Below are 10,438 nucleotides of genomic sequence, written 5' to 3'. Positions count from 1 at the left end.
ATGACCACGGGATCCGAGAGTGGCTCCCCATCCGTCGGCGAACCGGAGCCGACGTTCGCCGACGTGATGAACAGCTTCAGCCTGGACTCCGGGCGTGGCCGCTGGAAGCGCAAGAAGCAGCGCGACCAGCAGCCCGGGACCGAAACGGCCGAGGCCCCCGAAGCACCGCAGGCCGAGCAGGCGCCGCCGGTGCCCCAGCCGTCACCGCAACCGGCACCCGCGCCGCGACCGGAGCCGGAGCACCCGGCCCGGTCGGCGAGCCTCTTCGACTCCTCGCCGGGCAGCGGGTTCTTCGACCCGGTGCAGCCCCCGCAGCCGGCCCCGCGCGTGCCGTCGCGCCGCGAGGAGCCGGAGCTCCACCCCGCCGAGGAGACCGCGGTGGTGCGCCCCTACGCGCTCACCGGCGGCCGCACCAAGGCCCGGGTCGCCCTGGAACTGGAGACGCTGATCTCCGTCCAGGACGCCGTCCTCGCCCGGCTCGACGCCGGCGCGCTGACGGTGCAGTTCGAGCACCGCTCGATCATGGAAGAATGTCGTACACCGCGGTCGGTCGCGGAGGTCGCAGCGCTGCTGCGGGTCCCGATCGGCGTGGCCAGAGTCCTCATCAGCGACGCCGCCGATGCTGGTCTGGTCACCGTGCACCGCACGGTGTCGACCAACGACGACGCCGAGGCGCATCTCATGTTGATGGAAAGGGTGTTGAGTGGACTCCGTCGGCTTTAAGGCACCGCGGCAGGCCGCGCCGCAGACCATGACCTCGGCGAAGATCGTGGTCGCCGGTGGTTTCGGTGCCGGCAAGACCACCTTCGTCGGCTCGGTCTCGGAGATCGTGCCGCTCACCACCGAGGCGATGATGACCGACGCGAGCCGCGGCATCGACAACCTCGACCAGACACCCAACAAGGCCACCACCACCGTGGCCATGGACTTCGGCCGGGTGTCGCTGGACAAGGACCTGATCCTGTACCTGTTCGGCACGCCCGGTCAGCAGCGGTTCTGGTTCATGTGGGACGACCTGGTCCGCGGCGCGATCGGTGCCGTGGTGCTCGCGGACACGCGGCGGCTGGCGGACTCGTTCGCGCCGGTCGACTTCTTCGAGGACCGCAGGCTGCCCTACATCATCGGCGTCAACACGTTCGACGGGCAGCTGCACCACGAGCTGAGCGACGTGCGCGAGGCGCTGGCGATCGACGAGAGCATTCCGATCGTGCGCTGCGACGCCCGCGACCGCGAGTCGACCAAGCAGACGCTGATCACGCTGGTCGAGTACGCGATGCGGCAGTGGATCGCGATGCGCACGGCCGGCGCGCGCTGACGCCGGCGAGGTAGCTGGGGAAGTGCCGGGCGGGGGCCCGGCACCCGTCCGGACGACGCCGTCGTCGTGCTGTCCGCCTTCTGAATCGTTACGGTCCCGCGCTGGATGTCGCCGCGGTCACGCTTGGGTTTGCGATAGTAGGAAGTCCAAGTATTTTTGAGGCATGAACGCCTCACTTCACCGGCTCGTGCACCCGGTGCGGTTCGTCACCGCCTCGAGTCTGTTCGACGGGCACGACGCTTCGATCAACATCATGCGGCGCATCCTGCAGTCGCAGGGTGCGGAGGTCGTCCACCTCGGGCACAACCGGTCGGTGGACGAGGTCGTCACGGCCGCGATCAGCGAGGACGCCCACGGCATCGCGATCAGCGCTTACCAGGGCGGCCACGTGGAGTACTTCAGCTACCTCGTCGAGCTGCTGAACGAGCGCGGCGCCGGGCACATCAAGGTGTACGGCGGCGGGGGCGGCGTCATCGTCCGCGAGGAGATTGAGCTGCTGCACTCCCGCGGCGTCGCCCGCATCTTCTCCCCGGACGACGGCCTCCAGCTGGGCCTGCCGGGCATGGTCAACCTGATGATCAAGGAGTGCGACTACGACCTGGCCGAGGTGCCGGCCGGGTCGGACGACGACCTGCTGGCCGGGGACGTCCCGTCGCTCGCGCGGTTCATCACCCAGCTGCAGGCCGGCAGCGTGACCGAGGACCGGCTCGCCCGCATCACCGAGGCGGCGCGGGCCCGCACGGTCCCGGTCCTGGGCATCACCGGCACCGGCGGCTCGGGCAAGTCGTCGCTGACCGACGAGCTGCTCCGGCGCTTCCGGCTGGACCAGGAGGACAAGCTGCGCATCGCGGTGCTGGCGGTCGACCCGACCCGGCGCCGCGGCGGTGGTGCGCTGCTCGGCGACCGGATCCGGATGAACGGCCTGGACGGGGCGCAGGTCTACTTCCGCTCGATGGCCACCCGCCAGGCCGGCGGTGAGGTACCCGACGGCCTGGACGAGGCCGTGCTGGCGTGCAAGGCCGCGGGCTACGACCTGGTGGTCGTCGAGACGCCGGGCATCGGGCAGGGCGACGCGGGCATCGTGGACCACGTCGACTACTCGCTGTACGTGATGACGCCGGAGTTCGGCGCCGCGTCGCAGCTGGAGAAGATCGACATGCTCGACTTCGCCGACGTGGTGGCGATCAACAAGTTCGAGCGCCGCGGCGCCGAGGACGCGCGCCGCGACGTGGCGCGCCAGCTGGTGCGCAACCGCGAGGCGTTCGGGGCCTTGCCCGAGGACATGCCGGTGTTCGGCACCAGCGCCGCGCGCTTCAACGACGACGGTGTGACCGCGCTGTACCAGTACCTGCGCGACGCGCTCGCCGAGCGCGGCCTGTCGGTGTCGGCGGGCCAGCTGCCGAAGGTGGAGGCCAAGGTGTCCACCGGGGCGACGGTGATCATCCCGCCGTCGAAGGAGCGCTACCTCGCCGACATCGCCGCCACCGTGCGCGGCTACCACGAGAAGACGCGGGACCAGGTCGCGGCCGTGCGCAAGGTCGACCAGCTGCGCGCCGCGAAGGGGGCGCTGGCCGCGGACGGCGCGGACACCGGCCCGATCGAGGCGCTGCTGGCGAAAGCGGAGTCCGAGGTGGACCCGTCGGTGGCCGGGCTGCTGGAGCGGTGGGACGAGCTGGCCGAGTCCTACCGGCAGGAGGAGCTGGTCGTCCGCATCCGGGACAAGGAGCTGCGCACCCAGCTGTGGCGGGACACCCTGTCCGGCAACCGGATCCCGCGCGTGGCGCTGCCGCGCTACACCGACCGCGGCGAGCTGCTGTCGTTCCTGCGCCGTGAGCACCTGCCCGGCTACTTCCCCTACACGGCCGGCGTCTTCCCGTTCAAGCGGGAGGGTGAGGACCCGGCGCGCATGTTCGCCGGCGAAGGCGACGCGTTCCGCACCAACCGCCGGTTCAAGTACCTCTCGGCCGACTCCGAGGCGAAGCGCCTGTCGACGGCGTTCGACTCGGTGACGCTGTACGGGCACGACCCGGACACGCGACCGGACATCTACGGCAAGATCGGCACCTCCGGCGTGTCCATCGCGACGCTGGACGACATGAAGGCGCTCTACGACGGGTTCGACCTGACCGCGCCGAACACGTCGGTGTCGATGACGATCAACGGCCCCGCGCCGACGATCCTGGCGTTCTTCCTCAACACCGCGATCGACCAGCGGATGGACGCGTTCCGGGCCGAGCACGGGCGCGAGCCCACGCCGTCGGAGGCCGAGGACCTGCGCGAATGGACGCTGCGCCAGGTGCGCGGCACGGTGCAGGCCGACATCCTCAAGGAGGACCAGGGGCAGAACACCTGCATCTTCTCCACCGAGTTCAGCCTGCGCATGATGGCCGACATCCAGGAGTGGTTCATCGAGCACGGGGTGCGCAACTTCTACTCGGTGTCGATCTCCGGCTACCACATCGCCGAGGCGGGCGCGAACCCGATCTCGCAGCTGGCGTTCACGCTGGCCAACGGGTTCACCTACGTCGAGTCCTACCTCGCCCGGGGCATGCACATCGACGACTTCGCGCCGAACCTGTCGTTCTTCTTCTCCAACGGCATGGACGCCGAGTACTCGGTGCTCGGCCGGGTCGCGCGGCGCATCTGGGCGGTCGCGATGAAGGAGCGCTACGGCGCCAACGAGCGGTCGCAGAAGCTGAAGTACCACGTGCAGACCTCCGGCCGGTCGCTGCACGCGCAGGAGATGAGCTTCAACGACATCCGCACCACGCTGCAGGCGCTGTGCGCGCTGTACGACAACGCGAACTCGCTGCACACCAACGCCTACGACGAGGCGATCACCACGCCCACGGAGAACTCGGTGCGGCGCGCGATGGCCATCCAGATGATCATCAACAAGGAGTGGGGCCTGTCGAAGAACGAGAACCCGCTGCAGGGCTCGTTCATCATCGACGAGCTGACCGACCTGGTCGAGGAGGCCGTGCTCACCGAGTTCGACCGGATCGCCGAGCGCGGCGGCGTGCTGGGCGCGATGGAAACCGGGTACCAGCGCGGCAAGATCCAGGACGAGTCGATGCTGTACGAGCGGCTCAAGCACGAGGGCACGCTGCCGATCATCGGCGTGAACACGTTCCGCAACCCGCACCCGGAGGACGACGAGGTCGAGGTCGAACTGGCGCGCGCGACGGAGGAGGAGAAGCAGTCGCAGCTGACGCGGCTGGCCGACTTCCAGCAGCGGCACAGCCACGACGCCGAGCAGGCGCTCCAGGCGCTGCGCGAAGCCGCCACCCGGGGCGACAACCTGTTCGGGGTGCTGATGGACGCCGCGCGGGTGTGCTCGCTCGGCCAGATCACGGAGGCGTTCTTCGAGGTCGGCGGCCAGTACCGGCGCAACATCTGACGCGGACCGGGGAACCGGGCCGCAGCCGGTGTGATCCCGCTCCGGACGTCCGGATCGTCCGGAGCGGGAATAGCGCGCCCGGGTGCGGAAGTTGGGTCGGAGCATGAAGTTCGGGATCTCGACGTTCGTCACCGACGAAGGCATCCGTCCGGGCGCGCTCGGCCGCGCGCTCGAGGAGCGCGGGTTCGACTCGCTGCTGCTCGCCGAGCATTCGCACATCCCGGTCAGCCGGGAAAGCCCCTACCCGGGCGGCGGTGAGCTGCCGCGCGTCTACTACCGCACCCTCGACCCGTTCGTGGCGCTGACCGCGGTCGCCGCCGAGACCCGTGACCTGCTGCTCTTCACCGGCGTCGCCCTGCTGGTCCAGCGGGACGTCATCCACACCGCCAAGGAGGTGGCCAGCCTCGACCTGCTCTCCGGCGGTCGGGTGGCCTTCGGCGTCGGCGTGGGCTGGAACCGCGAGGAGATGCGCAACCACGGCACCGACCCGCGCACCCGCGGCGCCCTGATCGACGAGCAGATCCAGGCGCTCAAGGCGATCTGGACCCAGGACGAGGCCGAGTTCCACGGCGAGCACGTCGACTTCGACCCCATCTGGCAGTGGCCCAAGCCGGTGCAGCGCCCGCACCCGCCGATCTACGTCGGCGGCGAGAGCGAGGCCGCGCTCACCCGGCTCGCCAAGCACGCCGACGGCTGGATGCCCCGCGCCCACACCCCGCCGGAGGAGATCAAGCGGGTCCGCGCCTGGCTGGCCGAGCAGGGCCGCACCGACGTCCCGTTCACCGTCTTCGGCGCGGGTCGCAGCGAGGAGGCGCTGGCGGGGTACGCCGAGGCCGGCGTGGAGCGCGTGACGTTCCTGCTCGGCACCCGTCCCGAGCCGGAGACGCTGACCAAGCTGGACGAGCTCGCCGCACTCGCGGAGGGCTACCGGTGAAACTGGGCATTTCGACGTTCGTCACCGACGAGAGCGCGCGGCCGGACGTGCTGGCCAAGGCGGTCGAGGACCGCGGGTTCGACGCCCTGTTCGTCGCCGAGCACTCGCACATCCCGGTCAGCCGGGACACCCCGTACCCGGCGGGCGGTGACATGGCGCGCGCCTACTACCGCGCGCTCGACCCGTTCGTCGCGCTGACCGCGGCCGCCGCCGCGACCACGACGCTGAAGCTGGGCGCCGGCATCACCCTGCTGATCCAGCGGGACGTCCTGCACACCGCGAAGTCCGTCGCGAGCCTGGACCTGTTGTCCGGCGGGCGGTTCCTGTTCGGGGTGGGCGTGGGCTGGAACCGCGAGGAGATGCGCAACCACGGCACCGACCCGCGCACGCGCGGGGCGCTGCTGGACGAGCAGATCCAGGCACTCCGGACAGTGTGGACGAACGACGAGGCCGAGTTCCACGGTGTGCACGTGAACTTCGACCCGGTGTTCCAGTGGCCCAAGCCCGAGCGGGACGTGCCGGTCTACATCGGAGGCAACAGCGCCGCGGCCCTGGAACGTGCGAAGCGGCTGGGAGCCGGCTGGCTGCCCAACGCCCTGCGCGACCCGGAAGCGGCGGCCGAGCAGGTGGCGCAGGCCGGATCGGTGCCGGTGACCGCGACGTCCGCCCCGCCGGACCCGGCGCTGCTGGACGCCTACGCCGAGGCCGGTGCCGAGCGCGTCACGCTGGGCCTGCCGGCCGCCTCCGAGGGTGACACCCTGCGCCGGCTCGACGCGCTGGCCGCGCTGGTGCCGCGGTTCAGCTGAGCGGGCTGCGGGGCGGGCGGTAGTGGTGGCGCTCTGCGCCGGTGCGGGTGCTCGTGCCGCATCACCTGGGCGAGGGTTGCGGGGCTGCGGTGCCGTGGCCGGCATGTGGCAGTGGTGCAGGCATTCTGCGCCGGTGCGGGGTGCTCGTGCCGCGCGTCAGTCGACCAGTGATCCCAGGGCTCGGGTGCCGGCGGTGAGCGCCGCGGGCAGCGTGCGGTAGTAGCGGGACGGCGCGCTGCTCAGGACGACCACCACGTACCGGGCGTCCTCGCCGAGCAGGCCCGTCGTGTTGTATACAGCCTGCGTACCGCTGGTGCCCCAGCCCTGCTTGATCGCCCACGTCGTGCCCGGCAGCGCGTCCGGGATGCCGAAGAACTGGTTCGTCCCGTCCGAACCGGCCTGGGACGCGTGGTACATCGCGTTGTAGAGCAGGTCGCGGCCCGCTTGCGGCAGGGTGTCCTCGATGTAGTTGTAGACCTTGACCACGTCCGCGGCGGTGATCTTCGTCGAACCCCACTGGCCCGGCGAGGACGGCGGTTCGGTGCCGGTCAGCTGCATCAGCTCCGCCATGCGGGTCACGATCGCGGTGCCGCCCTGCTGCACCCACAGGCTGCTGGCGATGGTGTCGTCGCTGGCGGTGATCATCCGGGTCAGCCGGCTCTGGGTGGCGGAGTCCGGCAGCTCCCATTCGTTGTCCCGCAACACATCGAGCGCGATCAGCAGCTTGACCAGGGACATCGAGCAGAACTGCCGGTCGGCATCGAGCTGGGTCAGCACGACGCCGGTCTCCCGGTCGTACACCTCGATCCCGGCCTCGGCGCTCGCCACCTTCTCGCGCATCAGCGCCAGGGCCCGCGCGGCGATGTCGTCGTTCTCGGCAGGCGCCGGCGACGGGGAGGCGCTGGCGGTCGGCGTCGGATCGGGCTGCGCGCTCTGCGTCGCCGGCGCCGCCGATGCGCTCACCTGCACGACCGAACTCGCCGAGGAAACCCGCGGCTGGTGCTGGATCGTGAAGATCAGCATCGTGACGGCGCCGAACACGGCGGCCGGGAGCACGACCTTGCCGGCCGTCCTTCTTCTCATGCCCACACAAACGCGGGCTTGATCAGCGCCTGTTGCAGGCGGACCCCGGTTTTCCGTGATCTACAGGGAACTCACAGCCGCTCGCCAGACGGTTCCCAGTAACCGTGACGGTAAGCGACGAAACGGTGTCAGCGCGTGTTGTCCAGCAGCAGGTGCACCGACAGCTCCAACCGGTTCGCCACGTCGGCGGCGGAGGCGCGCCGGGTGACCCACGCGACCAGGTTCGCCATCCACACGTCGGCGATGAGGTGGAAGACCGCGCGGTCGTGCTCGGTCGGCTCCGCGATGCCCATGGCGCGCGCGAACATGCTCTCCAGCAGCCGCCCGACCTGCTCGACCTCGGCGGCGGCCGTGGTGTCGGCGAACATGAACGCCCGGACCATCGCCTCGGTCAGGTGCGGATCGCGCTGCATCAGCCGGGTGTTGCGGCTGAGCACGAAGATGAGCCGCTCGCTCGGCGTGTCGCCCGGGATGCTCGACCGCTGCAGCTTCTCGTGCGCGCGCTCGAACTCCCGCGCCAGACCCGACACCAGCAGGTGGATCTTCGACGGGAAGTAGCGGTAGAGGGTGCCCAGCGCGACGTCGGCCTTCTCGGCCACCGCCCGCATCTGGACGGCGTCGTACCCGCCCTTGGACGCCAGCGCCAGGGTCGCGTCGATGATGCGCCGTCGCCGGTCCCGCTGCGCGGCGGACCCGAGCTCGTCGCTGGACAACGCGCTCATCCCGTTCTTGGGTGGGGTGGACGTCTTCGCTTTCGCGGCCATCGGCACCTGCTCCGGAACTTGTTTCAGTTTCACCCGACAGCTTACCGGTCCGCCTGCTGATCTCGCGCATCGAGTGGATCTGGCCACAAAACTGAAACACGTTCTATAGTGAGCCGCATGTCAGTCCTCACCGCGGAGCAGCGCGCGCTCGCCGGGACGATCCGCTCCGGCGGCCGGAGCAGGGACGACCTGGCGGCCATCGGCGTGTTCGGCATCGGGGTGCCGGAGGAGCTGGGCGGCGCGGGCGGAACGGTCGCCGACGCCGTGGTGGCGGTCGAGGAGGCCGCGGCCGCGCTGGTGCCGGGGCCGGTGTTCGGGACGGTGCTGGCGGCGCTGGTGCTCGCGCGTCACGGCGAATCGCCGGTGGCGAAGGAGCTGCTCCCGGCGTTCGCGGACGGTTCGGCGAGCGCGGGGGTGGCGTTGTCGCCGGATGGGCCGGTGCTCGACGCGGACGCCACGCACGTCCTGGTGGCCGACGGTGACACCTGGAGCGTCCGCGAGTCCGGCGCGGAGGGGATCGAGTCGTTCGACCTGTCCCGCTCGTTCGGCCGGCTCCGCGACGGTGACGGGACGGTGTTCGAGGGCGGCGACCCGCGGATCTTCGCGGCGACGCTGGCCGCGGCCGAGGCGGCCGGGATCGCGCGGTGGTGCGTGGCGACGGCGGCGGAGTACGCGAAGGTGCGAGAGCAGTTCGGCCGGCCGATCGGGTCGTTCCAGGCGGTCAAGCACCTGTGCGCGGAGATGCTGTGCCGGGCCGAGCTGGCCGGGGCGCTGGCGTGGGACGCGGCCCGGGCGGCGGACGAGTCGCCGGAGCAGCACGAGTTCGCCGCGGCGGTCGCGGCTGCCGGGGCGCTGGACGCGGCGGTGGACACCGCGAAGGACTGCATCCAGGTGCTCGGCGGGATCGGCTTCACCTGGGAGCACGACGCGCACCGGTACCTGCGCCGCGCGGTGGCGCTGCGGCAGTGGCTGGGCGGTTCGGCGGCCTGGCGTCGCTCGGCAGCGTCGCTGGCGCTCGCGGGGGTGCGGCGGGACCTGGCGGTCGACCTGTCGGAGCACTTCGACCCGGCCGTGCGGGCCACCGTCGAGGAGATCGCCGCGCTGCCCGAGGGGGACCGGCGCGAGCGGCTGGCGTCCACCGGGTACCTGGTGCCGCACTGGCCCGCGCCCTACGGTCTGGACGCGACACCGGCGCAGCAGCTGGTGATCGACGCCGAACTGGCGCGGGCCGGGGTGCGGCGGCCCGATCTGGTGATCGGCGCCTGGGCCGTGCCGACCCTGCTGGAGCACGGCACGGACGAGCAGCGGCAGCGGTTCGTGCTGCCGACCCTGCGTGGCGAGCTGACCTGGTGCCAGCTGTTCAGCGAACCCGGCGCCGGTTCGGACCTGGCCTCGCTGCGCACGCGGGCCCGGCCGGTGGAGGGTGGGTTCGTGTTGTCCGGGCAGAAGGTCTGGACCTCGCTCGCGCGGGAGGCGGACTGGGCGATCTGCCTGGCGCGCACCGATCCGGACGCGCCCAAGCACCGGGGCATCACGTACTTCCTGGTCGACATGTCGTCGCCGGGGATCGACGTCCGGCCGTTGCGCGAGATCACCGGGGTGGAGCGGTTCAACGAGGTCTTCCTGGACGACGTGTTCGTCCCGGCGGAGAACGTGGTGGGCGAGGTGAACGGCGGCTGGCACCTGGCCCGGACGACGCTGGCGAACGAGCGCGTGGCGATGAGCGGGGGCTCGTCGGTGGGGGAGGCGGTGGAGACGTTGCTGGCGCCGGTGCGAGATCCGGACGGCGCGGTGCTGGACCGGCTGGGCGCGCTGGTGGCGGAGGGGTCGGCGTGCGCGCTGCTCGACCTGCGCTCGACGCTGCGGCGGCTGGCCGGGCAGGATCCCGGGCCGGAGTCGAGCGTGCGGAAGCTGATCGGGGTGCGGCACCGGCAGGCCGCGGCCGAGGCCGCCCTGGAGCTGCTGGGCCCGCCGGGGGTGCTGGTGACCGGCGAGACCGCCCCGGTCCAGCACGAGTTCCTGCTGACGCGCTGCCTGAGCATCGCCGGCGGGACGACGCAGATCCTGCTGTCGGTGGCGGCGGAACGCCTGCTGGGGCTGCCGCGCGACTGAGGTCGCCGCCGTCCCGAAACTGTC

The 10,438-nt window shown here is 71.3% G+C and carries 8 protein-coding genes; 6 read left to right on the top strand and 2 right to left on the bottom strand.

The features are described from left to right. From D0D15_RS36950 to D0D15_RS07275, 5 genes are all read left to right on the top strand, one after another. The gene (locus D0D15_RS36950; protein ID WP_094008269.1) at nucleotides 1–723 is read left to right on the top strand and encodes a DUF742 domain-containing protein; all 723 of its coding nucleotides are present in this window, start codon (nucleotides 1–3) and stop codon (nucleotides 721–723) included. Beyond that, complete coding sequence (locus D0D15_RS07290; protein WP_094008268.1) at nucleotides 704–1,315, top strand: GTP-binding protein; 612 nt, start codon at nucleotides 704–706, stop codon at nucleotides 1,313–1,315. Before D0D15_RS36950 ends, D0D15_RS07290 begins: the two co-directional genes overlap by 20 nt. 163 nt (nucleotides 1,316–1,478) lie before the next feature. After that, complete coding sequence (gene icmF, locus D0D15_RS07285; protein ID WP_094008267.1) at nucleotides 1,479–4,715, top strand: fused isobutyryl-CoA mutase/GTPase IcmF; 3,237 nt, start codon at nucleotides 1,479–1,481, stop codon at nucleotides 4,713–4,715. 103 nt (nucleotides 4,716–4,818) lie between these two features. Continuing rightward, complete coding sequence (locus tag D0D15_RS07280; protein WP_094008266.1) at nucleotides 4,819–5,649, top strand: LLM class F420-dependent oxidoreductase; 831 nt, start codon at nucleotides 4,819–4,821, stop codon at nucleotides 5,647–5,649. Then, nucleotides 5,646–6,455 (top strand): LLM class F420-dependent oxidoreductase, encoded by an 810-nt coding sequence (locus D0D15_RS07275; RefSeq protein WP_094008265.1) that lies wholly within the window; start codon nucleotides 5,646–5,648, stop codon nucleotides 6,453–6,455. The genes D0D15_RS07280 and D0D15_RS07275 overlap by 4 nt, the downstream gene beginning before the upstream one ends. A gap of 156 nt (nucleotides 6,456–6,611) precedes the next feature. Here the strand turns inward: D0D15_RS07275 and D0D15_RS07270 are convergent, their stop codons facing one another. Continuing rightward, entirely contained in the window at nucleotides 6,612–7,538 is a 927-nt protein-coding gene (locus D0D15_RS07270) for a serine hydrolase (protein WP_233157482.1), read from the bottom strand. A gap of 128 nt (nucleotides 7,539–7,666) precedes the next feature. Continuing rightward, nucleotides 7,667–8,302, bottom strand: a complete 636-nt coding sequence (kstR, locus tag D0D15_RS07265) for a cholesterol catabolism transcriptional regulator KstR (RefSeq protein ID WP_094008263.1) — start codon at nucleotides 8,300–8,302, stop codon at nucleotides 7,667–7,669. Nucleotides 8,303–8,419: 117 nt separating this feature from the next. Between kstR and D0D15_RS07260 the strand changes: the two genes are divergently transcribed. Beyond that, complete coding sequence (locus D0D15_RS07260; RefSeq protein WP_115944327.1) at nucleotides 8,420–10,414, top strand: acyl-CoA dehydrogenase family protein; 1,995 nt, start codon at nucleotides 8,420–8,422, stop codon at nucleotides 10,412–10,414. The last annotated feature ends 24 nt before the right edge of the window (nucleotides 10,415–10,438 follow it).

Source organism: Amycolatopsis thermalba (assembly GCF_003385215.1).
Lineage (GTDB): Bacteria > Actinomycetota > Actinomycetes > Mycobacteriales > Pseudonocardiaceae > Amycolatopsis_E > Amycolatopsis_E thermalba.
The sequence above is the reverse complement of the archived record's forward strand: the minus strand, read 5'-3'. Positions and strand labels throughout refer to the sequence as shown.